This is a genomic window from Trinickia sp. Z7, from assembly GCF_056498045.1.
On record NZ_JAUEQW010000018.1, the window covers coordinates 61,544 to 85,340 of the forward strand.

Sequence of the window (23,797 nt, forward strand, 5' to 3'; positions counted from 1 at the left end):
TGCCCTTTCGCGCGCGTGCCGCGACCCGGCCCGCGTCGACCGAATTCGGATGGTTGATTGGATGAATATCGCTGCAGAACCGCTTGCAAAGTTGGCGTCGCGTGTCGACGCAATCGCTCCGTTCTACGTCATGGAGCTCGCCAAAGAAGCGCGGCAGCTCGAAGCGGCGGGGCGGCACATCATCCATATGGGCATAGGCGAGCCTGACTTCACGGCGCCCGAGCCCGTGGTCGAGGCCGCGGCCCACGCGCTGCGACGCGGTGTAACGCAGTATACGGGGGCGCTCGGCATCGCCCCGCTGCGCGAAGCGATCGCAGCGCATTACCAGTCCAACTACGGGCTGATCGTCGATCCCGCGCGCATCGTGATCACGGCAGGCGCGTCCGCCGCGCTGCTTCTCGCCTGTGCCGCGCTCGTCGATCGCGACGACGAAGTGCTCATGCCCGATCCGTCCTACCCGTGCAATCGCCACTTCGTCGCCGCCATGGAAGGCAAGCCGGTGCTCGTTCCTAGCGGGCCGGGCGCGCGCTTTCAATTGACGGCGGCCGAAATCGAAAACCGCTGGGGCGAACGAACGCGCGGGGTATTGCTCGCTTCGCCCTCCAACCCCACCGGCACTTCGATCGAACCCGCCGAGCTCGAGCGCATCGTCAAAGCCGTGCGCGCTCGCGGCGGGTTCACGATCGTCGACGAGATCTATCAAGGGCTCTCGTACGATGCGCGGCCCGTCTCCGCGCTTTCGTTCGGCGACGACGTCGTCACCGTCAATAGCTTCTCGAAGTACTTCAACATGACCGGCTGGCGGTTGGGCTGGCTCGTCGTGCCGCCTGCGATGGTGGGGGCGTTCGAGAAGCTCGCGCAGAATCTGTTCATCTGCGCATCGGCGCTCGCGCAGCATGCGGCGCTCGCCTGCTTCGAGCCCGAAACGATCGCGATATACGAAGGACGCCGCCTCGAATTCAAGCACCGGCGAGACTTCATCGTGCCGGCGCTCGAACGGCTGGGCTTCTCGGTCCCCGTCATGCCCGACGGCGCGTTCTATGTCTATGCCAACTGCCGCGGCGTACCGCACCCGGCGGCCGGCGACAGCGCCGCGCTCACGAAAGCCATGCTCCACGACGCCGGCGTCGTTCTCGTGCCGGGTCTCGATTTCGGCCACCATGCCCCGCGCGACTACATCCGCTTGTCGTACGCAACCGCGTATGCGTCGCTCGAAGAGGCCGTCGCACGTCTCGCCCGGCTATTCGGGCATTGATGTGATGGTGGAGTAGACGAGCGACGGGCCGCGGTACGGGGCCTTACCGCGCCGGTGGGCAAAAAAAAAAGCACCTTCACGCAGGTGCTTTTTTTATCGGTGCGGGTCACTGCGCAGCGCGCTGCTTATGCGCCGAGTTCCGCCTGCCCGCTATGCCGCGGCGCGCCGACATTGGCCGAATCGTCCGAGGTCGCTGCCGGTGCGGAGGTCCCGCCCGTGCTCGTCTTCGTTTGCGGGCTGGACGGATGACCGCTATCGAGCGCCACTTGCACGCGTTTGGTCGAGACGACGATCTGCTTTTGCGGCGCCTGCGGTGCGTTGATCGGCACCGATCGGCCGCGCGCCACGTCGCGCAAACGGCCGCGCTCGGCCAATACCTTGGCGCCATAGCCGCCGTCATCCTGCGAGGTCGAACCGACATAAAGACGCAGGCCGTCGGCCAGCGAGCCGCCCCGCGCGATGCAGTCTTTCAGCACGACCGCGCCGACGGTGATGTTCGCGAGCGGTTCGAGCGCTGCACCGGGGCCGCCGAAATAGCGAAACTTGTCGGAGTGGACCTTCGACATGACCTGCATGAGCCCTTGCGCCCCGACGCCGCTTTCCGCGTACGGATTGAAGCCCGATTCGATCGCCATGACCGCGAGCAACAGCAAAGGATCGAGACCGACTTGGCGGCCCGTGTCGAACGCCGCCTTGACGAGTTCGCCGACGGGCTCTTGAGCCACGTGATAGCGCCGCGACAGATACGACGCCACGAGCGCCTGCTCGCGCGCCGAAACGAGCACGCGGTCGTCGCGTGCGTCGGCCGCGACGTGCTGCGACGAGATCATCTTGGCAAGCAGGTACAGATTCGACGGCGTGAGGCTCGTGGGCAACCGTGCGTCGAGCGAGGGGGATGAGCCCGTCAGCACAAGGCCGCTCGCGCCGCTGCCATCGAAGGCGCCGTCATAGTTCGTATTGTCGAGCCCGGCGGCCACGCCGGGCGTGTCGTCGGTCGTCTCGGGTGCGGCCGGACCGAACGCGGGCAAGGGATGGCCGCTCAGCAGGCGCGCGGGACCTGCTTGGACGGCGGCCGAGATGAACGGCATCAGGCGCGCGGCCAGCGTGCCGCGCACGGTAGGCAACAGCCAAAGCGCGAGCGCGACGAGGACGGCGCAAGCGCCCACGACACTAAACAGATGGTGACTGACACGCGTCCCACGGCGCAGCGCGGTACGGATCGCTGCGGCAAAGCTGCCGTCGGAACGCCACGATAACCAAGCATTCATTCAGTTCTCCCATTGAGCATGGCGCTTCCCGACGGGTACTGCGGCGCAGAGCGCCAACCGGGAGGAAAGTGCCAAGGCGTCGCGAGCCTTGGTTCGGGACCGCGGCGACGCCGGGATACGGCAAGCTACCGTCATCGACGGCAACGCACCGTGTGGAGAGCCACATCGGAGCAAAAGGACCGGCGGCACGCCCTGGGGCATGCACACGATGGCTCTCACGCGAAAGCCAGCGGCAATGCGCTGGCGGAAGACAACTCTTTGGGCCGTAGAGCGCCGTGCAGGGCGGCGTACGGCAACGCGACACTTTTGGCCGCGAGCTGGACCGGGGCAGTCAACTCGAAACGACTTGGCCCTGCAGCCAATGTGGGACGGATTCTAGCAGGCTTTTATAGATCGTCAATGCTACAAATCCTCGAAATGATAACAAAATGTAATGAAGGAACGGCGCCGAAGGGCTAAAATCCGCGCCCCGCGCGCGTTTCGACCCATTTCGCTTTTGCTCTCGCGCGCGACCGTCATTTCGTTGTGCGGGTAAAATCGTCGGCTTCCTGCGCCCGAGGCATCGGACCGATGCCGGCGGCTCTTCCACGGCTACAGTCGTAGGCTCACTTATTCGTATGAAATACAAGGATCTACGGGACTTCATCGGCCGCCTCGAAGCCCTCGGCGAGATGCGGCGCGTGCCCGATGGCGTCTCCCCCGTGCTGGAAATGACGGATCTGTGCGATCGCGTCCTGCGCGCGGGCGGCCCGGCGCTGCTGTTCGAGTCGCCTACGGGGTACCCCTTCCCCGTGCTCGGCAACCTCTTCGGCACGACGCGGCGGATCGCCCTCGGCATGGGCATCGACGAGACCGCAGCGGCCGAGGAAGGTGCGGCGCTGCGCTCGCTGCGCGACGTGGGGCGGCTGCTGTCGGCTTTGAAGGAGCCGGAGCCGCCCAAAGGGCTCAAAGATGCCGGCAAGCTGTTCTCGCTCGCCAAGGCGGTCTGGGATATGGCGCCCAAGACGGTCAGCAGCCCGCCTTGCCAAGAGATCGTCTGGGAAGGCGCCGATGTGGATCTCGCCCGCCTGCCGATCCAAACGTGCTGGCCGGGCGACGCCGCTCCGCTCGTGACCTGGGGGCTGACGGTGACGCGCGGGCCGAACAAGCCGCGGCAGAACCTCGGCATCTATCGGCAGCAACTGATCGGCCGCAACAAGCTCATCATGCGCTGGCTCGCGCATCGCGGCGGCGCCCTCGATTTTCGCGAGTTCGCGCTCGCAAATCCGGGCAAGCCGTATCCGGTCGCTGTCGTCCTCGGCGCCGATCCGGCCACGATTCTCGGCGCGGTGACGCCCGTGCCCGACACCCTGTCGGAATATCAATTCGCCGGCCTGTTGCGCGGCGCACGCACCGAGTTGGCGCGATGCCTGACCCCAGGCGTCGATGCTCTACAAGTGCCTGCGCGCGCGGAGATCGTGCTCGAAGGGTTCATCCATCCGCAACTCGGGGCGCCGCAGGCCGCGCCCGCCGGCGCCCCGCCGCGGCCGTCCCGAGGCGCGGCGGCCGCCTATGAGCACGCGCTCGAAGGGCCGTACGGCGATCATACGGGCTACTACAACGAACAGGAGTGGTTTCCCGTGTTCACCGTCGAGCGCATCACGATGCGGCGCGACGCGATCTATCACTCCACGTACACGGGCAAGCCGCCCGACGAGCCCGCGATGCTCGGCGTCGCGCTCAATGAAGTGTTCGTGCCGCTTCTGCAAAAGCAGTTCACCGAAATCACCGATTTCTATCTGCCCCCCGAAGGCTGCAGCTATCGGATGGCAATCGTGCAGATGAAGAAGAGCTACGCGGGACACGCCAAGCGCGTCATGTTCGGCGTTTGGAGCTTCTTGCGGCAGTTCATGTATACGAAGTTCATCGTCGTCGTGGACGAAGACGTGAACGTGCGCGACTGGAAAGAGGTGATTTGGGCGATCACGACGCGCGTCGACCCGGCGCGCGACACGGTTCTCGTCGAACGCACCCCCATCGACTATCTCGACTTCGCCTCGCCCGTCGCGGGCCTCGGTTCGAAGATGGGGCTCGACGCCACCAACAAGTGGCCCGGCGAGACCGACCGCGAATGGGGCCGGCCGATCGCCATGGATCCGGCCGTGAAAGCGCGCGTCGACGCTTTGTACGAACGCCTAGGGCTTGGCCGCTGACATGAAGCGGCGGGCGCTTTCCGGACCTGCACAGGAGCCGTCATCGTCATGATTACTGGGCTCGCCGCCGATGCGGCGATCACGGCCTATCGCGGCCCGCAGTCGAACGCCGGCATGCGGCGCACATCGCCGCGACCTATGCCGCACGCCGCATAGCGTTCAACCTCGATCGCCCGTTCCCATTCATACAGTCAGCGCAGCATGCATCCGGTATCGCTCTTATCCAACGGCTTTTTTCTGTCGCTCTCGCTGTGCCTCGACATCGGTATCGTCAATGTGGCGATCCTCTCGCGAACCCTCTCCCACGGGTTTGCGCCCGGCTTCTGGCTCGGGCTGGGCTCGTGCTTGGGCGATCTCGTCTATGCGGCCCTCGCGCTGGCGGGGATGTCGGCCTTGCTTCAGTTCGACGCCGTACGCTGGGTCGTCTGGATCGGTGGCGCGGCCATGCTGTCGTACCTGACCTGGAAAATGGCGCGTGAGGCGGTGGCGCCCGCGCAAGCGGCAACCAATACGCCCGCGGATACGGACGGGAGCCCAACGCGCGGTTTCGCTCGGGGCGTCGCACTGGCGATGTCGTCGCCATCGGCCATCTTGTGGTTCGCGGCCGTCGGCGGCGCGCTCATTGCCAAAGCAGGCGCCACGAGCACGCGCACGGCGTCGATCTTCCTCATGGGCTTCTTTTTAGGCGGGCTCGCCTGGACCGTCTTCATCTGCGTGCTCGCGAGCCAAGGCAGAAAGCACGCCGGTGCGTCGCTGCTGCGCGGATGCCATGTCGTCTCCGCCCTGCTGTTCGCTTACCTGGCGTACAGCGTCATCGTCGACGGCTATCGCGATCTGATCCTGAGCGCTGCGCACGCGACCGGCTGAGTTCGCGCTCAAACGGTGCGCATGGTCGACCCGCGCAGCTTGCAACGGGCTCATTACCCCTTATGTCGACGCCGCTCCGCTACTGGCCGAAAACGCCCCCGGCAGCGCCGCTGCCCTTTATCCGATGAACTCGGCGTAGCGTGGCAAATCGACGTTGCCGCCGCTCACGATCACCCCGACGCGCTTGCCTTTAACCGGTACGATGCCGTGCATGACGGCCGCCGCGGCGAGACAGCCGGTCGGCTCGACCACCATCTTCATGCGCTGGGCGAAGAAGCGCATCGTCTCGATCAGTTGGGCGTCGCTGACCGTTTCGATCTTCGAGACGAGCCGCTGAATGACGGGGAACGTGTAGTTGCCGAGAAACGCCGTGGCCGCGCCGTCGGCGATCGTCCGGGGCGGGTCGATCTTCACGATTTCCCCGCGCGCCAGCGACTGCTGCGCATCGTTGCCCGCTTCCGGCTCGACGCCGACGATCTCGCACGACGGGCTGAGCGCCGCCGCCGACAACGCGCAACCCGAGAGCAGGCCGCCGCCGCCCAGGCACACCACGAGCAGATCGAGCGGCCCCGTCTCTTCGATCAGTTCCTTGGCCGCCGTGCCCTGCCCGGCCATCACGTGCGGATGGTCGTACGGCGGGATCAGCGTCATGCCGCGTTCCTGCGCGAGCCGCCGGCCGATCGCGTCGCGATCTTCGGTATAGCGATCGTAAAAGACGATCTCGCCGCCGTAGCCCTTGGTCGCCTCGACCTTCGCGGCCGGCGCATCCTTGGGCATCACGATCGTTGCGTGAATGCCGGCGAGCTTCGCGGACAACGCAATCGCCTGGGCGTGGTTCCCCGAAGAATACGTGATGACCCCGCCGGCGCGCGCATCGGCGTCGAAATGCGAAATGGCGTTGTAGGCGCCGCGGAATTTGAACGCGCCCATGCGCTGAAAATTCTCGCACTTGAAGAACACCGAGCCGCCGACGCGTTCGTCGAACGTACGAGAGCTGAGGACCGGCGTGCGATGCGCGACGCCGTCGATGCGCGAGGCTGCGTCGACGACATCGTCGAAAGTGGGAAGAGCGAGCGCTTGCATGGGCGATGGAACCCGCTACGCGGGCAAGGGTGACGGAAAGCGCATTGTCCCAGCTTCCGCTGGCGTTTGCGATAGAACCGGCCACCGCTCGCGCGCGCCGAACGTGCCGACGGCGCAACGCGGCGGGGAGCCGTCGTTGCGCCGTCGGGAATGGGGGAATCAGACTATGACGTCGGCGCTCAAGCGCTCGCCCGTCTTACCAGCGACGCCAGTGGCGGTGATGATGCCAGCCACCGTAATACCCGCCATACCCGCCGTAATACACGGGGGGCGGCGCATAGTACACGGGCGGCGGCGGTGCATAGTACACGGGCGGCGGCGCATAGTAGACAGGGGGCGGCGCCTCGTACACGGGGTAAGCAGGGGCCATAGGCACCCCGATGCCGATGCCGACCGACACGTGCGCCTGCGCCGTCGCGGCGAGCCCCGCGCTCAACGTCGCCGCGGCGATCAACAAAGCAAGCTTTTTCATTTCTATTCCTCTGGCGAATGTGCGAACGCGCCGCTGCATATGTCCGGCACGACCGCATCCATGCTCCAAATGTATAGAAAAAGCGACGCCCACGCGCTGAGCATTTGTTGCAAATTGCAATGGGAAGGCCGCCGGGCGGCCGCGTGGATGCGGGCCGGCGAAGCTCGGCAAAGTGCGATGGGGGAGATTTTACCGGCCGCGGGGCGAACGCCCCGGCACCGTCGGTAATGTTTAATTACAAATTCGATGCCGGCAAGCGACGCGGTGCGCGCGGGCCGGCTTCCACGGAGCGGACGTCACCCGACTTTCACATAGGTGAATTCGCGGGTGATGCTGGGCGGCACATAAGCCTCGCCGATCTTGACGCGCGGCGTCAGCCGCTTCTTTTGATCCCACCAAAGGCGCCTCTGGGCGCGGCTCAAGAACCGCAAATGCTTGCGGTAAGAAAAAACGTTCATCGTGACCTCCCATGCATGGCTGCGACGCAAGATCGAAGAACGAAACGCAGTCGAGGCGCACACGATGCCCCGCTCCGTATCTCAATACGACGCTTCAAACGGACCGGCGAAAATCGGCACGAACCCCCGTTGCGCAACGGCGCGCGCCGAGGTATGCGAAATGCGTGCGCGGCGCCGACGCGATAGGCCATACTGACGCCTTCCCGGTTGACGTACGGATGCGCGATTCACGCTTCCTTGCCCCTTGCCATGTCGTTCCCAGCTCTTCCTCGCCTCGGCTTCATCGGCGCCGGCCGCTTGGCGCGGTGCCTAGCCATCGGCTTCGCCCGCGCGGGCTACCCTGTCGCCGCCGTCGCCGCGCGCTCGACCGCTTCCGCGCAGCGTCTGGCACAGGACCTTGCGCAGTGCCGCGCAGTGACGCACCCGCAGGCGGTCGTCGACACCTCCGACGTTGTCTTTTTAGCGGTTCCCGATGACAACATCGGTACGATTGCGAACACATTGCGGTTCGACCACACGCGCACCCGCTCGCAGGCGCTCGTTCACTGCAGCGGCGCAACACAGGTCGAGGCGCTGGCGGCCGCCCGCGCGCAAGGCGCATCGATCGGCGGGTTTCATCCGCTGTATCTGTTCGGCGGGGATGACGGCGACCTCTCGCGGATTGCCGGTTGTTCGGTCACGATCGAAGCGCCGGACGAGCTCGCCGTGGTGCTCGAAGCCCTGGCCCGCTCGCTCGGCTGCGAAGTGCTGACGCTGCCCGGCGGCCAACGCATGCTGTATCACGGCGCCGCGCATTACGCGGCCAGTTTCGTGCTGGGCGCCCTCGACGAGGCCGCCGAAATCTGGGGCAGGCTCGGCTTCACGGAAGAACAGTCGCTGCGCGCCCTCTTGCCGATGCTGGCCGGCACCGTGGAAGCGGCGCGGGCAAAGGGCCTGCCAGGCGCACTTGCGGGGCCGGTGTCGCGCGGCGACGCGACGACGCTAGCGCGGCAACTGGCGGCGTTCGAAAGCCTGGGCGCGGATCACGCCGCGCTCTACGCATTGCTCACGCGCCGCTTGCTTTCGCTCGCGCGGCGCCGGGCGCAGCCGCCCGCCTCCATCGAGGCGATGACCGAGACCGTTCAAGCCACCCTAGCGGCCTATTCGAGCGCTCGCTCTTGCGAAGTGCAAGTGCCCAGTAAGCCGTGATATGGTGACGACCGGCAGCCGGCGGCCTGAATGACCGAGGCGCCGCCCCACCAACCTGACGAGAAAGCCACAATGATCAAGGTCAGCATTCTCTATCCGTATAGCGACAACGGCCGTTTCGACATGGACTACTATCGCGACAAGCATATGACGCTCGCCGCGAAGTATTTCGGCACGGCCCTGAAAGGCTGGTCCATCGATAAAGGCCTGGGCGGCGGCGAACCGGGTTCGGCTCCGGGTTTCGTGGCGGCCGGGCACTTTTTGTTCGATTCCGTCGAGGCGTTTCAGAAGGTGTTCGAGCCCGTGGCCCACGAGCTCATCGCCGATATTCCGAATTACACCGACAGCACGCCGCAAATACTCATCAGCGAAATCGTGACGAGCGTTTGACGCTACGCCGTCCACCGGCGCCGGGGGGCGTCGGGCCGCCAAGAAACTCAAAGAAGGAAAGGATCGAAGATGTTCGGGGACATTGCCCGCTTTCTACTCAATACCGTTTTCACGTTGTTCGGCGCAGCGCTCATTCTGCGCGCTTGGATGCAGGTGGTGCGCCTGCCGCCGTACAACCCCGTATCGAACGCCATCTTCCAGGCGACGAACTGGCTCGTCTTGCCGCTTCGCCGCGCGCTGCCGAACGGCCGCCGCGTCGACGTAGCCAGTATCGTGGCGGTGTTGTTGGCGGCGATCGTCTACGTGGTTGCGATGGTGGCGATCGCCGGCGTGGACCCGCTCGGGTTCGCACCGGTGATCGCGCTCGTGTCCTTGCTGACGGTCGTGAAATGGGCGCTCAACCTGATTATCTGGTTGACGATCCTGATGGCGTTGCTCTCGTGGCTCAACCCGCATTCGCCCGCCATGCCGATCCTCTATCAGCTCACCGCGCCGTTTCTGAACCCGCTGCGACGCGTAATTCCGAACTTGGGCGGCATCGATCTTTCGCCGATCCTACTGTTCGTCATCGTTCAGGTATTGCTGATGGTGGTCACACGAGCGGCCGTATCGCTCACGCTGTTCGGCATTTGATTCGCCCGGGGGGCCATGCGCCCCACGCACCGGTCACGCGTCGGGGCCGATGACGCCGAACGTGGCCGGGATCTGGGCGTACACGGCGCGCACTTTCTCATGCGAAACGCATTCGACGAGTGCACGCGCCTCCGCCTCCGTAGCGAGGAACTCCACTTCCACCGTCAGCGATCCTTGCAACTCGAAGAAGCGGTCCTCGTGCAAGACACCGTGCGCGCCGAAACCCGCCATTGCGCGGAACGCCGAACCGCCGATGATCCCCATCTCCTTGGCGCGGTGAAGCAGCCACTCCCACAGCAGCTTGCCGTGAAGGCGATGGTTTTCGTGAACATAGAACCGCAACAAGACGTACCGCTCGGACTGCATGTGACCTCCCGACGCTGACATCGTGCGTGTTCGATTGTGCCGCCGGGCTCGCGACACCACAACTGTGAATCTCTGTAGCGGCGGTTATGCCGCGCTAGCCGCAGCGCCGCTCGTCAGACGGCGGCGAGCCATAGACGCGCCGTCCACATGCCGAGCGCCGTGAGCGAGAACGAGCCGAACAAATGCAGGCCCGCAGCAGCCAGCCCCCAGCCTAGTTCACCTTGCGACAACAAGGTGACGACTTCCGCGGAAAACGTCGAGAACGTGGTCAAACCGCCCATGAACCCAGTGATGACGAAGAGCCGCAACTCGGGCGGCAGACCGGCTTTGGCGGCAAAGAGCACTGCGGCGACGCCGATGAAATAGCCGCCGATCAGATTGGCCGCGAGCGTGCCGAGCGGAATCGTGGGAAAGACGGCGTTCAAGCCAAGGCTCAATCCCCAGCGTAACAATGCACCGAGCCCGGCGCCGACAAAGATGGAGAGAATCGAATAAATCAACGGGCGGTCCTGATTCGAAGCGTGATGTTGATCGAACCGGGACGGGGCGCGACGCGCGAGCGAACGCCTACCGATTCCGGCTCGGGGAACAGGTAGGCATCATCAGCCACGGGGGCGGTTGAAGGAGGAATGCCATCTCCCGCGCAAATAGGCCTGGCACCGCCATGCCTATCGGGCGCAACGAGGCGATACTTTAAGCGTTGCGGGAGCGGCAAGCAACAGGAGGCGGCAGGTGCGCTAACGCCGCCCTTCGAACAAGTCCCGCTCGCGCGCCAGGCCCTCGCCGACCACGTCGAAGAACGCCCGCACTCTGGCGGTGCCTTTCATATCGGCGTGGGCGACCATCCACAATTCGCCCTCCAACCCGGGAGCGGGCGTAGGCATCGCTCGCACGACCCCGTCTTCGCTGTCGCCGAGATAGCACGGCAGCAACGCGAGCCCGATGCCCGAGCGCGCAGCCACCAATTGGTTCACGAGGCTATTGCTTCGATACACGAAAGCGTCGTCAGGCATGGCCTGCGATAGCCATTGCGCCGCGGCGATCTGCGTCGTTCCGTACTCCCAGCCGATCAATGCATGGCGCTCGAGCCCCGCCACGCTCGAAAGCGAGCCGCCGCTTTCGGCCAGATAGCCCGGCGATGCGTAAAACGCCCAAGCGACTTGCGCGAGCCTGCGCCCCCAGAGGTCGCCTTCCTTGGGCCGCACGGGGCGCATTGCGATATCGACCTCTCTTCGGGAGAGATTGAGCACGCGATTGTCGACCACCAACTCGACCACGAGGCCGGGATGCGTCTGCCGGAACACCGCGAGATGCCGGGTCAAGCGACTGTACGCCAACGTTTCCGATGAAGTGACGCGCAAGCGGCCGCACAGCCGATGATCGCGGCCCGTCAAATCGCGGTCGAGCGCAAGCGCTTCGTCCTCCATGCGCTCGGCGGCCGCTGCCATACGCTGCCCCGCCTCGGTCGCCTGATACACGCCGCCCGATAAACGCTCGAAGAGCCGCACGCCGAGGCGCGTCTCGAGCGCCTTCAGGCGGCGAAACGCGGTCGAATGGTCGACGCTCAACCGCTCGGCCGCCGCCGTCAAACTGGCGGCGCGGTGCACGGCGAGCACAAGCCTCAGTTCGTTCCAATCGTTCATGCGCGAACGTTAATCGATTGCTTGCGCAAACGCAATCCGAAATGGCATTTGCACAATAGACTTTGCACGGCAGCACACCGTATGCTGGCTCCGCGGTTCATTTCCCGTCATTGCTCCAAGACTCAAGAGGCCTCTATGAAGCTCTATTACTCCCCCGGCGCCTGCTCGCTGTCGCCGCATATCGTCGCCGCGGAAGCGGGCATCGCACTTCAACTGGAACGCGTGAGCATCAGCAAAACGCCGCATACCACCGAATCCGGGACCGTTTTTTCGACCATCAATCCGAACGGTTATGTGCCGGTGCTCGAACTCGACGACGGCACGCTGCTCACCGAAGGCCCCGCGATCGTGCAATATCTCGCCGACACGAAGCCCGAAAGCGGCTTGGCGCCGCCGGCGGGCACCGTGGCGCGCGCCCGTGTGCAAGCGTGGCTGAACTTCATCGGCACCGAACTGCACAAGATGTACAGCCCGTGGCTGTTCCACAACGAATATGGCGAGCAGGCGCAAGCCGTCGCGCGCGGCAAGATTGCCGAGCGGCTGGCCTACGTCGAAACGCATTTGGCCGCGGGCGGCCCATTTCTCGCGGGCGATGCCTTCACCGTGGCCGACGCTTATCTGTTCACCATCGTCAACTGGTCGCGGTTCGTCAACGTCGACCTCTCCGGCTACCCGAGTCTGCTTGCCTATCTCGAACGGGTCGCCCAGCGCCCGGCCGTGCGCGAAGCGATGCACGCCGAAGGCCTGAAGGTGCCGGCATGACTCGGTTATCGACCGCCCCGGCCTACACGTTGGTGAGCCATGCGCTGTGTCCCTACGTGCAGCGCGCCGCGATCGCACTCGCCGAAAAAGGCGTGGCCTTCGAGCGGCGCTACATCGACCTGGCGGATAAGCCCGCGTGGTTCGGTGCTGTATCGCCGCTCGGCAAGGTTCCTGTGTTGCTCGTCGATGGGCAGGGCGCCGAGGGACCCGCGGTCGTGTTCGAAAGCGCGGTGATTTGCGAATACCTCGAAGACGTCGGCGCGGGTCCCGCGCTGCATCCGTCCGCAGCGCTGGAGCGCGCGCGGCATCGCAGTTGGATCGAATTCGCGTCGGCCATTCTCGCCGACATGTGGCAGTTGGAAACAGCCTCCGACGCGAACACCTACGAGACGAAACGCGATGCCGTGGAAAGGAAGTTCGTTCGCGTCGAAACGGAGCTTAGCGACGGTGACGGTCCGTTGTTTTCCGGTTCTCGAATGTGTCTGGTCGACGCGGCGTTCGCGCCGATCTTCAGATACTTCGATGTCTTCGATGCGCTCGCGCCGACCGAGGTCTTTACGCAGACGCCGAAAGTGCGCGCTTGGCGGCGCGCACTATTCGAAAGACCCAGCGTGACGGACGCGGTCTTGCCTGACTATGAGACGCGTCTGCTGGCATTCCTGACTCGGCATGACGCGTATTTGCTCAAGCGCCGGCAAGCGCTCTCGGCATTCGATACCGTGCGGCCGTCTTCCGCCAACACTTAGGTATTGACCTAAGTATTGATTCGACCTACCATCGCATCGTGCATCGCAGATGCAATCGATGGAGGCTCGTGCTGTGAGACCGCAGACTGGCGGCGCACGCCGCGGTTCAGCCGCACCCGATCCCGTAATCGTGGATCGGGTCTTTCGCGCGCTGTCCGATACGACGCGGCGCAGCGTTTTGGAGAAGTTGTCCGTTCGCCCGGCGTCAGTGAGCGAATTGGCGGCGCCCTTCGACATGGCGCTGCCCTCCTTCATCGGGCATCTGAAGGTGCTGGAGGAAAGCGGCCTCGTGCGCTCCTACAAGCGGGGGCGCATCCGCACCTACGAACTCGCCCCCGAGCAAATCAAGCTGGCCGAAGATTGGCTTGGCGAGCAGCGAAAGCTGTGGGAGCGACGCCTCGATCGACTCGACGCCTATCTAATGAAAATGAAGGAGGAGCACCAGGAATGAACTCGCCCATCATCGAACTCAACCCCGACCTCGATCTCGTTCTAGAGCGCGAAATCGATGTTCCGGTCGAACTCGTCTGGAAAGCATGGACCACCCCCGAGCATCTGCGTCAATGGTTCGCGCCCAAGCCCTGGAACATCACCGCCTGCGAGATCGATCTTCGCCCCGGCGGCGCGCTCACCTTCACCATGCGCTCGCCCGATGGCGGCGAGTTTCCGAATACGCTGTGCTTGCTGGAAGTGACGCCCTGCGAGCGGTTGATCATGACCGATGCCCTGCAAGCGGGGTATCGTCCGTCGGCCAATCCGTTCTTTACGGCTGTAGTGGAGATGGAACGACGCGGCGCGGGCACGTATTACAAAGCGATGGCGATTCACAGCGACGAGCACAATCGCAAGAAGCACGAGGAAATGGGCTTTCACGATGGATGGGGCACGGTGCTCACGCAGATGGTCGATTACATCTTGGCGGGGCATGCGTCGCAGTAATGCCAACGCGAGCGCCCCACGACCCGATATAGACCGGCGTATGGGTGCTCGCGCGCAACGCCCACGGTATTGCTACCGCGTGCGCGATATGTCAGGCAGCGCGTTGCGGGGCGCGTGCGCCGGTTGCGGGCTCCTTGGCGCCGAGCATCGTTTCCGACGAACGCATCATCGCGCCGATTACGGACTCCATAGCGCTATAGACCGCGTTGGAACCGAAGGGAGCGGTCTGTTCAAGGTTGATCATTCCCAGTTGCTTGAAGGCGGCGTTGCACTGTTGATGAAGATCGGTGCCTGCCCGTGTCGCGGCGGCCATGAACTGTGAATCGATCTGTCGAACCTGATCCGCATACGCCTGGGCGCGAGCGAAAAATTGCTGCGGCATGCCGCCCGCGGACGACGGGATCCCCGACGGCACCGTCGATAAGGAGGATAAGGTCGATTGTCCTTCCTCGAGCAACGCCTTCGACGCTGCAAGATTCAGTTCGGTTAGCTTCTGCAGTCGTGCGAATGCTTCTTGCTGCAAGCCGAAAATGGCCGGCAAAACGTTGAGCCCAAAGGCGGCGGATTGCTCAATAGCGCTGGTATTCATTAAATGCTCCGGAATCGACCCCACACGTGCGCCCAAGGGATTTCGGAGGCCAGTGTCTAGCTAAACATCTATAGGTCGGAGCGGCGCGATCAATTGTTATGCTGCGCCGCAACAAAAGCTACTCTACACCTTTCCTGACGGATGTACAGCGTTTTCGAGAAGCAATGTCGATTGAAACGGTTCGCGACAGCAAGCCGAAATCAGCGCACACTGTTCGGACGCTCGGGCTTTGTAGCGAGCATCGATACATCGGGAGTCGTGTCATGGCAAAAGGTCAGTTGCGCAGCAATCGAGAAGCAAAGAAACCGAAGCAGCCGAAAAAGCCGGCGCCGGATTGGTCTCCGTCGGGCTCGGCCCCCGGCAACGTGCGGTCCAATGCCACTACCGCACAAGCGCAGAAAAAGCATTGACGACGGCGCGGCAAGAATCGTCGGGCCGCATCGAGGCCTGACGATACAGCTTCGCGTTTGTTCGCGTTCGTTCCCGCTTGCTTCTGCCTCAGCCTGAGTGATTGATCCGCTCCCGCTCAACGCAGGAGTGGCGCGCTTGGTGCCGCTCGCCTCGGATGCCACGCTACGACATCCGCGGTTTCCGCCTGTCCCTCAGGAAAAATCCAGTCGCAGCAATGCGCTGTTTCGTACTCGCCTCGCCCGCCGCGCGTTACGCTCGCGCGCAGGCCAAACCATAAGCTTCAAGCATCTCCATGCGGCTACGCTGAACATCGGGCGGGTTTTCGCAGCGCTCGCTGATCCGCGCCTGGTAAGCCCTGAAGGCCGGCAGTTGCGTCAACACATCCGCTTCATCGGCGCGGGCGTTCACGAAGACATGCAAAAACGCACAGCCATCCCTGAAGATGGCATACGAAACGCCTTCAGGTTTGCTCTCTTCAAGCTCGACGAATACGGCGCGCGCAAGCGCCTCGTTTTCGTCGGCGTATTCGGGTTTGGCGGTGTATCGTACGACGGTAACGCGTTGCATTACGCTCTCCTCGCTATTCGATCGGTGCACGATTGCGCCGATACCGGATAGACGCCACAACGTGGCGAGAGGATTCGCCCCGAAAATTTTTTTGCGTCCAGGAATCCTTCGCTTCCCGACGAACGTCTTGCACCGTATGCCGCAATAGACGAAGGAGGACAGCCCAATTGGCAGCAGAAGAATCGACAGCATGGATGGCGGAAATGCGGCCGCGCTTGCATCGTTATTGCGCGCGCATCGTGGGCTCGGCGTTCGAAGGCGAAGACGTGGTGCAGGAAGCGTTGGTCCGCGCGTTGCAGGCATGGCCTATGGCGGGCGAAATACGGCAACCGCAAGCGTGGCTCCTGCGTATCGCCCACAACGCGGCGCTCGATGCCTTGCGCCGCAAGAAGCGTCAGGGTTGGCTGGAGCCGGAAACGGCACTCGACGACCTGCCGGACCATACGGCCGCGGCCGATACCCGCGTAGCGGCCGCGGCGGGCCTCGCCCATTTCATGTGTCTCTCGACGATCGAGCGAGCGGCCGTCGTATTGGCCGACGTGTTCGGCTATTCGCTGATCGAGACGAGCGATTTGCTCGGGACGAGCGTCCCCGCCATCAAATCTGCACTGCATCGCGGCCGCACGCGGCTCAAAGCCGTGGCGCAGACCAGCGTCGAGCAGCAACGCGTAATGAACGAAATCGACCGAGAGCGGCTCGGCGCCTATGTCGAGCGCTTCAACGCACGGGACTTCGATGCGCTGCGCAACCTGTTATCGGAAGAAGTGCGGCTAGACCTAGTTGGGCGCGCGCAATGGGCGGGACGAAAAGACGTCGCCAAGTACTTCGGGCGTTACGAAGAAAATACGCCATGCCGTTTGGCTCTTGGCTGCGCGGAAGACCGCATCGTGCTGCTCGCGAGCGACCCGGCGATCTGCGCCGGGGCCGGGGGCGCCCCTTACGTCATCATTCTGGGTTGGGACGGCGATCGGCTCGCGCAGATACGCGACTTCCGGTATGCGACATATGTGATGGAAGCGCTCGATGTCTGCCGAGCATGAACGCCGCATCGCCCTAGCAACAGCATCACGGCAAATCCGGACCCGCCATGCGCGGATAAGCTGCCGAGACCAAAGCTGACACTTCGGCGCGAAACCAACGATGCGCCGGATCATGATCGAGACGGGGATGCCAAATCGCGCAGACGTTGAATGCGGGCACGCGTAGCGGTAACTCGAAGCACTGCACCCCGTTGGCAGTCGCGTAATCAGGCCGAAAGGCATTGCCCAAGCACGAATGCGGCACGACGGCCAGCAAATCCGATTGGCGAGCGAGTTGGATGGCGCTCGTATAGGACGGCACCACGATCGGCACGTGCCGCCGCAGATCGCTCAGTTCGAGGGCGGCGTCGACAGGGTCATCGGCTCGCCCCGTACGCGATATCGCCACATGCGGGTACGCGGTCCATCGCTCGATGCCGATCCCGCCATCGCCCAACAGCGAGTGGCCGATGCGGCACACGCCGACGTAGCGGTCGCGCAAAAGCAAACGCGTACGCACCTCCGGCGCGGAGGTTTTGACGACTCCGATCTCCAGATCGACGTTGCCCTCACGGAGCGGCTGCGCATTCCAATCCGGCTTTGGCGTGAACCGAAGCTGCACGCCGGGCGCCGCGCGGTGAACCCGGTCCATCAACGCCGCGCCAAGCAGATCGACGAAGCCCTCCCCCGCCCGCACCGTGAAGCGTTGATCGAGGGTCGCGATCTCGAGCCGAGGGTCGGCATGCCCGAGCGCCGCCTGCGCTTCGCGGACCAGGGCGGGCAGGCGCTGACTCAACTGCTCGGCGTAAGGGGTGAGCACCAGCGTGCGGCCGGCCTGCAAGAGCAAGCGGTCGCCCGTGGCTGCCCGCAGGCGCGCCAGCGTACGGCTCATGGCCGAAGCGCTCAGGTCGAGGCGTTGCGCAGCTCGCGTAACGCTGCGTTCGCTCAGCAATGCATCGAGCGCGATCAGAAGATTGAGGTCGACGCGTGACATGCACGCAGCATAGTCGAAAATGATCGATGCATGGCGTTGCATGCAACCGTCGATTGCACCCCAGGCATCTGGTGCAAATCGGCCACCGTCCGGAAAATCGACGGCGTCACTTATGCACAGGATGGCTCCATGCTCCAGGTTTCAACTCCCACTCCCACCGTCTTGCTGATCGGCGCCTCGCGCGGCCTTGGACATGCGATGGCGGTCGAGTTCGTGAAGAAGGGATGGCGTGTGTTGGGCACCGTCCGCGCCGGTCGTCGCACGCTGCTGCACGACTTGGCCGATGCGTGCCCGGACCGCGTCCAGATCGAGACGCTCGACATCACCCGCCCCGAACAAATCGGCGCGTTGCGCGAACGCTTAGCGGGGCACGTCTTCGAGATGCTGTTCGTCAACGCCGGCACCACCAATCCCGATCCGACCCAAACCATTGGAGAAGTATCGACCGAAGATTTCGTGAATCTGATGATCACCAACGCGCTCAGCCCGATGCGCGTGGTCGAGTCCCTGTCACCGCTCGTTGCACCGGACGGCCTGATCGGGATCATGTCGTCGGGACAGGGCAGCGTCGCCGACAACGAAACGGGACAGCGAGAGGTCTATCGGGGCAGCAAGGCGGCACTGAATCAGTTCATGCGCAGCTTTGCGGCGCGCCAAGCGGCGCAGCCACGGCCCATGGTGCTGATGGCGCCGGGCTGGGTGCGCACCGAGCTAGGCGGGCCCGAGGGACGATTGTCGATCGAGCAGAGCGTTCCGGGGGTCGTGAACGTGCTGCTGAGCAAATTGGATCGCCCAGGCTTGGAGTACCTCGACTACCGGGGCAGGACCGTTCGATGGTGACTGGCATGGGCGGCCGAAGCGATGGCGGGCAGCGCCATGGCAAAGCGCCCTAGAGGGGGTCCACTGGGGCGACTTCGGCGTCCCAGTTACGAGCGCTTCGATTGATAATATTGCCGCCACGAAAAAAACCATTCACCAAGGGTGCGCAATCATGGACCGCATGACCGCCTTGATCGTGTTTCGAACCGTCGTCTCGAGCGGCAGCTTCACCGGGGCGGCCAAGCAATTGGGCCTGTCTACCGCTGCGGTCAGCAAGAACATCGGCGAACTGGAAACGCATTTACGCGCGAGATTGCTGAACCGGACGACTCGGCGGCTCAGTTTGACCGAAGCCGGCGCACGGTATTACGAGCGGATCGCGCATATTTTGGACGATCTCGACGAAGCCGACGGCTCCGTCGGCGAGTTGCAGCACGAGCCTAGCGGGCAGCTTCGCGTCAGCGCGCCCATCACGCTGACGCTGCTGACGATCTCGCCAGCCCTACCGCGATTCTTGGCGCGTCACCCCGGCATTGCGCTCGACCTTCATTTGGACGACCGGCGCGTGGACCTGATCCGCGACGGCTACGATTGCGCCCTGCGCGGCAGCGACAAGCTGGAGGATTCTCGGCTCGTGGCGCGCAGGCTGATGGTCCTCAAGCACGTGCTGTGTGCGGCGCCGTCGTACTTCGAGCGCTGCGGCACGCCCAAGGAGCCGAGCGATCTCGCCGACCATAGTTGCGTGCAGTTCACGTTGTCGGATCACTCCGCTGTTTGGGCGTTTCGCAAAGAGGGGCGGACGGTGACGGTGCCCGTGAACGGTCGCTACAAGGTGTCCTCGAGTTTGGCCGTGCGCGACGCGCTGCTCGCGGGATTCGGCTTGAGCCTGATTCCCGAGCTCTACGTGCGCAGTCAATTGGCCGAGGGCGCGCTGCTACCGGCGCTCACCGAGTGGGAAAGCGACGAGACCACGATTTACGCCGTCTATCCGTCGCGGCATTTTCTGCCGGCGAAGATGAAAGTATTTCTCGAATTTTTGGCGACGGAGCTCGGGGATGGCGCAACGAAGGCGGCGGCACAGCCGGTGATCGGCACGTAGTGCTTGCGCGGCGGCGCAGCGTGAAACGTACCGATCGTAGCGGGCGATCTCGACGCGAGTCAGTTCAGTTCAGCGTCCAGAGCATCTGCGAATGCTGCCCCCTCATTTTGTCGGCTGGGACAGCGGGCCGATAGCAAGAAGAAATGCCGAGGGCGCCCGTGTCATTGTCCAATCTCCCGATGACGAAATCCTCGCCGTTGGTGCCGGCCACGAATACTTTTTCTCCGTTCGAGCTGATGACGATGTCGTTCAACGTGCGGCTAATCCGAATTGCATAGTCCCTGTAGGCCGTTTCGTAGCGTTCGATGAACCACGCGAGCAGTTTCGGGTTTCGCTGAATGACCCCGCATCTGACGAAATCGGCGACATAGCCGGACAACAGGCTCGTGCCTGGGCACCATAGGCGAAGCACGTTCGATCTATCCCTGTCGTCACCGGCTATTCGGCTCTCGCATTCGGTTCGCGGCAGCACGATATTGAGCGTGCGCCACCAATCCGCGCATTCGTCCGCAGACGCGAGGCCGTCCTCTTCCTCCTCGGCAAGGAGCTCGAATGCTTGGTGTGCTTCCTGAACCGTACCGCCGTTGGCTGCGGCGATGAGCAGTTGGGCACTGTTTGCGGTCAATCCGCCCTCGGAGTCGATGAAGAGAACATGCTTCATGAAATGGAAGCGAATATTCATCGACGGCGATGAATGATTGCCGTTTCCCCAGGCGGCGAAGCCTGGAAAAGCGCTTCCAGGCGGATGCAGTGCAAGCAGCCGGCAGATGATGCCGATCGTGATGCCGCCCGGCCCTCGGACAAGGCCGTCGAAGTTCCCCCGGTAGCCGATGTTCACCGATGTAATGGCATGAACGGCCGTGGCGATGGCGGTGAGAATCTGCACCGTCGACGCCGGAAAAACGGCATGTGCGACGGGCTCGACCAGGGCGACGAAGTCTCGCAACCGAGTGTCCCCACGGCTCGCATAGAATCGCCGCAAATGCGGGTGATGGATCTGGACCGTAGGCCAGGCGGTTTTGAGCCCAATCAATGGGGGAACGTTGTCCGGGATGTTCACGCGGTTATCGATCAACTGCGTATTGACGAACACCAAATCCCGCAGCGCCGCGGGCGTCATTCTAATGAAGCTCAGCAGGATGTTTTCACGGGCGTTCAAATTCGGTTGCAAGATGATCGTTCTGCGAAAGGCACCCCAATCATCGCCGATAATATCGATGGATTGCTGCCGGTGCGCAATGGCCATCAACCGATTATTGAAGTTGGGCGTTGGCGCTGCGATTTGGCTCCACGACAGCAGGTCTCCGATAGTCGCCATTGTTGTTCCCCCGATTGAAATTCGCGCTCTGACGCGCGCACACCCCGCTGCGGCCGCAGAGAAAGCTTGTTGTAAATGAATGCCGGCGCACGGAGCGTCTAGAATTGCCGACCGTAGTTTGCCCGAACTTCGGCTCGGGACATAGCACGGCACTTCATCGTTCACATGCCGGCTGCCACTGCAATACCCCAGCAAATCAGCAGCACGCCCCCCATGAAACGAAGCCATCGCGCATGCGGAAGCATTTTTTCGAGCAGTATGTAGATCGACAGCGCGACAATCCAAAGCACATTCATGACGCCGAATACGAAGAGCAGCGTCATGAGTAACGCGCAACAGCCTACGCAGTACGCCCCATGACGAACGCCCATGATCCAGGCCCCGAGGGCGCCGTCGCGCCACTCGGTCAGTAGAAAGCCGAGAGGGGATGCGCACTTGGCAAGGCACGCGTGCTTCAACGGTGTGAACTGGAAGACCCCGGCAGCGACGAGAAGCGCCGCCGCGAGCAACGGGGTCGCGCTCACCATCATTGGTGTGACGAGACGCGCTTCGAGCAAGCCCCACTGCGCGAGCGTGGCGCACAGGCTAAAGCCCGACCACACGGCAAGGTAGCCGAGCACGAACACGCTGGTGGGCACATAAGGCAGTTGTTGCGCGCGCCGTCGGCTGCTCAGGGACGCGAAGCTCAGCACCATCGGCACGATAGACGGAAGCATCATGGCGGCCATCATGATGGCCCACATCGCGAATACGAGCAGCAAATCGACGAAGCGCCAGTTCGTCATGCGCGGCATGACGGCCATCGCCATCCCTGCGTCCATGTGGGCCATGCCCCAACCCATATAGAGCACGTATGCCCAGGCGAGCACGGCGGCCGCCGCGAGCCCGGACAGCACGATCACGCGGTCGCGCCCAGGCACACGTCGCGCCGCCGGCCCACCCAGCAGACTCGGCTCAGCCATGGTAGGCGAATGGCGCATAAAACCCGTTTCGGTCCGAGATTTCTCTGGCGAAGCCGTAGTCGGTGAAGCGAAATTCCTTCGATTTTCCGACCACTGCCGCAAAACCCGGAACAGGCGTGAGGGGATGATTGCTGATCGTTACCTCGCCGCCGTCTTGGCCTTGCAACGCCTCGATTTCCATATCTGCGACATTGGGGATATGAAGGCGACGACGCTTCCCCTCCAATTGATATTCGATGGCGACCGGCTTGACGCCCATGACTTCCCCAATCATTGGGCCCAGCGCCGAAAGTGGTCCGCCGGCTTGCCCGGAGAAAATCTTGCCCATTGCCTCTTGCTGCTCCGCCGTGCCGCGTTCGTCCAGGTAAAGCGCGACTCGCCACTTGTTCTGCAACATGTGGCCCGGCGAATACGCAAAGAGGGCGGCGTTGAGTCCGTCCAGCGTGACGGGGGCGAACTGCCCTTGATCGATGTGCCAGCCGATCAGCACTGCGCAGTCTCCATCCGACGGCGGGCTAAGGCAGACGCAGCTGCATGGGGCGTAGCAGTTGCAACTCTCGAAGTACGTACCGGCAACTTTCCAGCTCTCGGCCATGATGTTCACCTCCGTCGTCGGTCATGGGCAAGATGTGCTCGCATTCGGGGACGGCCCGTTCGCGTGCACCGAGCTCGATTCCGGGGCGCCGAATCATGGAGCGCATCCGTTCTAGTCTAGGTCGGAACGGGCCAAGGTACACGGGCAGCATCCCTCCGATGCCGTGTCGCCGCACCCGCCGCCGAACGTCGGCTAACAGGTAAAGCGCCCGTCATATCCGCTAACCGTGATGCGTTGCCAGCTCTCTACGCGCCTGCACATTAATTTTCATTTTCGAGGCGCCTGCGAATTGCCTGCAGTTCCCGTCGCCGGCTTGCTGTCGATTTGGGGTAAGTCAGCTTAAGCGACTCGAGTGCGTCCAATATGATTTGAGAGACGATCAATCGTGTGTTCTTCTTGTCGTCGGCGGGCACGACGTACCACGGGGCGCCATGGGTACTCGTTGCGGCTAGGCATTGCTCGTACGCCTTCTTGTACTGGTTCCAGAACTTGCGCTCCTCGATATCCGCTGCGCTGAATTTCCAGTTCTTGTCCGGATCGTCGATGCGGTCCAGAAAGCGCTTTCGTTGTTCCTCCTTGGACAAGTGAAGGAAGAACTTGATGATGCGCGTGCCATTCTTATCGAGGTGGTGCTCCAGATCCACGATCGACCGATATCGGTCGTGCCAGATCGCTTGCTTATCGAGCGACGAATCCGGCAGCCCTTCGCCAAGCAGAATCTCCGGATGAACCCGGGCGATCAAAACCTCCTCGTAGTACGACCGGTTGAAGATGCCAATTTGTCCGCGCGCCGGCAAATCGCGAGTGGTGCGCCAGAGAAAATCGTGTTCCAGCTCGGCGGGCGTGGGATGTTTGAAGCTGAAAACCTGGCAACCCTGCGGATTCACGCCCGACATCACGTGTTTGATTGCGCCGTCCTTGCCGGCCGCGTCCATGGCCTGGAAGATCAGCAGGAGCGCATGGCGGTTCGATGCGTAGAATCGTTGCTGCAGCGAACTCAGTCGGGCCACGTGCTCTGTCAGTAGTTCCTTGTAGTGCTCCTTCGAGGTGTACAGGGGATCCACACTGGTTGGCCATTTGGCAAGACTGACTTCATTGCCCTCTAGCACACGAAAATCTTCCGATTTGTTTTTCATCTCGATCCTGTTCTCGGTCATAGCCA

The 23,797-nt window shown here is 63.2% G+C and carries 27 protein-coding genes and 1 riboswitch; of the genes, 14 read left to right on the plus strand and 13 right to left on the minus strand.

Going from position 1 to position 23,797, the window contains the following annotated elements:
- Positions 1–61: 61 nt before the first annotated feature.
- A complete protein-coding gene (locus QQS38_RS22975; protein ID WP_479647651.1) occupies positions 62–1,255 on the plus strand; it encodes a pyridoxal phosphate-dependent aminotransferase in 1,194 nt (397 codons plus the stop codon).
- 125 nt (positions 1,256–1,380) lie between these two features.
- On the opposite strand, the gene QQS38_RS22980 is transcribed toward QQS38_RS22975, so the two are convergent.
- Positions 1,381–2,523 carry a transglycosylase SLT domain-containing protein gene (locus QQS38_RS22980; RefSeq protein WP_479647652.1) on the minus strand — a complete coding sequence of 381 codons (1,143 nt, stop codon included), beginning with the start codon at positions 2,521–2,523 and terminating at the stop codon, positions 1,381–1,383.
- Positions 2,524–3,140: 617 nt separating this feature from the next.
- On the opposite strand from QQS38_RS22980, the gene QQS38_RS22985 reads away from it, so the two are divergent.
- Complete coding sequence (locus tag QQS38_RS22985; RefSeq protein WP_479647653.1) at positions 3,141–4,715, plus strand: UbiD family decarboxylase; 1,575 nt, start codon at positions 3,141–3,143, stop codon at positions 4,713–4,715.
- A gap of 201 nt (positions 4,716–4,916) precedes the next feature.
- Complete coding sequence (locus tag QQS38_RS22990; RefSeq protein WP_479647654.1) at positions 4,917–5,582, plus strand: LysE family translocator; 666 nt, start codon at positions 4,917–4,919, stop codon at positions 5,580–5,582.
- 117 nt (positions 5,583–5,699) lie between these two features.
- On the opposite strand, the gene QQS38_RS22995 is transcribed toward QQS38_RS22990, so the two are convergent.
- The 3 genes from QQS38_RS22995 to QQS38_RS23005 form a co-directional block, all read right to left on the minus strand.
- Positions 5,700–6,665 (minus strand): threo-3-hydroxy-L-aspartate ammonia-lyase, encoded by a 966-nt coding sequence (locus tag QQS38_RS22995; protein WP_479647655.1) that lies wholly within the window; start codon positions 6,663–6,665, stop codon positions 5,700–5,702.
- 196 nt (positions 6,666–6,861) lie between these two features.
- Positions 6,862–7,137 (minus strand): hypothetical protein, encoded by a 276-nt coding sequence (locus QQS38_RS23000; protein ID WP_479647656.1) that lies wholly within the window; start codon positions 7,135–7,137, stop codon positions 6,862–6,864.
- Positions 7,138–7,433: 296 nt separating this feature from the next.
- Entirely contained in the window at positions 7,434–7,595 is a 162-nt protein-coding gene (locus QQS38_RS23005) for a hypothetical protein (protein WP_162878086.1), read from the minus strand.
- A gap of 249 nt (positions 7,596–7,844) precedes the next feature.
- On the opposite strand from QQS38_RS23005, the gene QQS38_RS23010 reads away from it, so the two are divergent.
- The 3 genes from QQS38_RS23010 (at position 7,845) to QQS38_RS23020 (ending at position 9,806) form a co-directional block, all read left to right on the plus strand.
- On the plus strand, positions 7,845–8,783 hold the full coding sequence (locus QQS38_RS23010) for a Rossmann-like and DUF2520 domain-containing protein (protein WP_479647657.1): 939 nt from the start codon (positions 7,845–7,847) through the stop codon (positions 8,781–8,783).
- A gap of 72 nt (positions 8,784–8,855) precedes the next feature.
- Positions 8,856–9,173, plus strand: a complete 318-nt coding sequence (locus tag QQS38_RS23015; protein WP_479647658.1) for an EthD family reductase — start codon at positions 8,856–8,858, stop codon at positions 9,171–9,173.
- Between the two features lie 69 nt (positions 9,174–9,242).
- A complete protein-coding gene (locus QQS38_RS23020; RefSeq protein ID WP_479647659.1) occupies positions 9,243–9,806 on the plus strand; it encodes a YggT family protein in 564 nt (187 codons plus the stop codon).
- Positions 9,807–9,839: 33 nt separating this feature from the next.
- Here the strand turns inward: QQS38_RS23020 and QQS38_RS23025 are convergent, their stop codons facing one another.
- The 3 genes from QQS38_RS23025 to QQS38_RS23035 form a co-directional block, all read right to left on the minus strand.
- Positions 9,840–10,193 carry a DUF190 domain-containing protein gene (locus QQS38_RS23025; protein ID WP_479647660.1) on the minus strand — a complete coding sequence of 118 codons (354 nt, stop codon included), beginning with the start codon at positions 10,191–10,193 and terminating at the stop codon, positions 9,840–9,842.
- Between the two features lie 92 nt (positions 10,194–10,285).
- Entirely contained in the window at positions 10,286–10,672 is a 387-nt protein-coding gene (gene crcB / locus QQS38_RS23030) for a fluoride efflux transporter CrcB (RefSeq protein WP_479647661.1), read from the minus strand.
- Positions 10,673–10,758: 86 nt separating this feature from the next.
- A riboswitch (Fluoride riboswitch) is annotated at positions 10,759–10,821 on the minus strand.
- A gap of 88 nt (positions 10,822–10,909) precedes the next feature.
- Entirely contained in the window at positions 10,910–11,815 is a 906-nt protein-coding gene (locus tag QQS38_RS23035) for a LysR family transcriptional regulator (RefSeq protein ID WP_479647662.1), read from the minus strand.
- A 135-nt stretch (positions 11,816–11,950) separates the two neighbouring features.
- Between QQS38_RS23035 and gstA the strand changes: the two genes are divergently transcribed.
- The 4 genes from gstA (at position 11,951) to QQS38_RS23055 (ending at position 14,262) form a co-directional block, all read left to right on the plus strand.
- Complete coding sequence (gene gstA / locus QQS38_RS23040; RefSeq protein WP_479647663.1) at positions 11,951–12,577, plus strand: glutathione transferase GstA; 627 nt, start codon at positions 11,951–11,953, stop codon at positions 12,575–12,577.
- Positions 12,574–13,323: a glutathione S-transferase family protein gene (locus QQS38_RS23045; protein ID WP_479647664.1), complete on the plus strand. Its 750-nt coding sequence runs from the start codon at positions 12,574–12,576 to the stop codon at positions 13,321–13,323. Before gstA ends, QQS38_RS23045 begins: the two co-directional genes overlap by 4 nt.
- Positions 13,324–13,396: 73 nt before the next feature.
- Entirely contained in the window at positions 13,397–13,774 is a 378-nt protein-coding gene (locus QQS38_RS23050) for an ArsR/SmtB family transcription factor (RefSeq protein WP_479647665.1), read from the plus strand.
- Positions 13,771–14,262 (plus strand): SRPBCC family protein, encoded by a 492-nt coding sequence (locus tag QQS38_RS23055; protein ID WP_479647666.1) that lies wholly within the window; start codon positions 13,771–13,773, stop codon positions 14,260–14,262. Before QQS38_RS23050 ends, QQS38_RS23055 begins: the two co-directional genes overlap by 4 nt.
- A 91-nt stretch (positions 14,263–14,353) precedes the next feature.
- Here QQS38_RS23055 and QQS38_RS23060 read toward each other — a convergent pair whose 3' ends face one another.
- Positions 14,354–14,887, minus strand: a complete 534-nt coding sequence (locus QQS38_RS23060; protein ID WP_479647667.1) for a phasin family protein — start codon at positions 14,885–14,887, stop codon at positions 14,354–14,356.
- 62 nt (positions 14,888–14,949) lie between these two features.
- On the opposite strand from QQS38_RS23060, the gene QQS38_RS23065 reads away from it, so the two are divergent.
- A complete protein-coding gene (locus QQS38_RS23065) occupies positions 14,950–15,261 on the plus strand; it encodes a hypothetical protein (RefSeq protein ID WP_479647668.1) in 312 nt (103 codons plus the stop codon).
- Positions 15,262–15,511: 250 nt separating this feature from the next.
- Here the strand turns inward: QQS38_RS23065 and QQS38_RS23070 are convergent, their stop codons facing one another.
- Complete coding sequence (locus tag QQS38_RS23070; RefSeq protein WP_479647669.1) at positions 15,512–16,021, minus strand: hypothetical protein; 510 nt, start codon at positions 16,019–16,021, stop codon at positions 15,512–15,514.
- Between QQS38_RS23070 and QQS38_RS23075 the strand changes: the two genes are divergently transcribed.
- Positions 15,997–16,869, plus strand: a complete 873-nt coding sequence (locus QQS38_RS23075) for a sigma-70 family RNA polymerase sigma factor (protein ID WP_479647670.1) — start codon at positions 15,997–15,999, stop codon at positions 16,867–16,869. The genes QQS38_RS23070 and QQS38_RS23075 overlap by 25 nt on opposite strands.
- A gap of 25 nt (positions 16,870–16,894) precedes the next feature.
- Here the strand turns inward: QQS38_RS23075 and QQS38_RS23080 are convergent, their stop codons facing one another.
- The gene (locus QQS38_RS23080) at positions 16,895–17,842 is read right to left on the minus strand and encodes a LysR family transcriptional regulator (protein WP_479647683.1); all 948 of its coding nucleotides are present in this window, start codon (positions 17,840–17,842) and stop codon (positions 16,895–16,897) included.
- 129 nt (positions 17,843–17,971) lie between these two features.
- Between QQS38_RS23080 and QQS38_RS23085 the strand changes: the two genes are divergently transcribed.
- Together QQS38_RS23085 and QQS38_RS23090 are read left to right on the plus strand one after the other, a co-directional pair.
- On the plus strand, positions 17,972–18,682 hold the full coding sequence (locus QQS38_RS23085; protein ID WP_479647671.1) for an SDR family NAD(P)-dependent oxidoreductase: 711 nt from the start codon (positions 17,972–17,974) through the stop codon (positions 18,680–18,682).
- Between the two features lie 151 nt (positions 18,683–18,833).
- Complete coding sequence (locus QQS38_RS23090) at positions 18,834–19,760, plus strand: LysR substrate-binding domain-containing protein (protein WP_479647672.1); 927 nt, start codon at positions 18,834–18,836, stop codon at positions 19,758–19,760.
- 1,479 nt (positions 19,761–21,239) lie between these two features.
- Here the strand turns inward: QQS38_RS23090 and QQS38_RS23095 are convergent.
- The 3 genes from QQS38_RS23095 to QQS38_RS23105 form a co-directional block, all read right to left on the minus strand.
- Positions 21,240–22,040: a DUF2182 domain-containing protein gene (locus QQS38_RS23095; RefSeq protein WP_479647673.1), complete on the minus strand. Its 801-nt coding sequence runs from the start codon at positions 22,038–22,040 to the stop codon at positions 21,240–21,242.
- On the minus strand, positions 22,033–22,635 hold the full coding sequence (locus tag QQS38_RS23100; protein WP_479647674.1) for a DUF1326 domain-containing protein: 603 nt from the start codon (positions 22,633–22,635) through the stop codon (positions 22,033–22,035). The genes QQS38_RS23095 and QQS38_RS23100 overlap by 8 nt, the downstream gene beginning before the upstream one ends.
- A 260-nt stretch (positions 22,636–22,895) precedes the next feature.
- On the minus strand, positions 22,896–23,771 hold the full coding sequence (locus QQS38_RS23105; protein WP_479647684.1) for an ADP-polyphosphate phosphotransferase: 876 nt from the start codon (positions 23,769–23,771) through the stop codon (positions 22,896–22,898).
- Between the last annotated feature and the right edge of the window lie 26 nt (positions 23,772–23,797).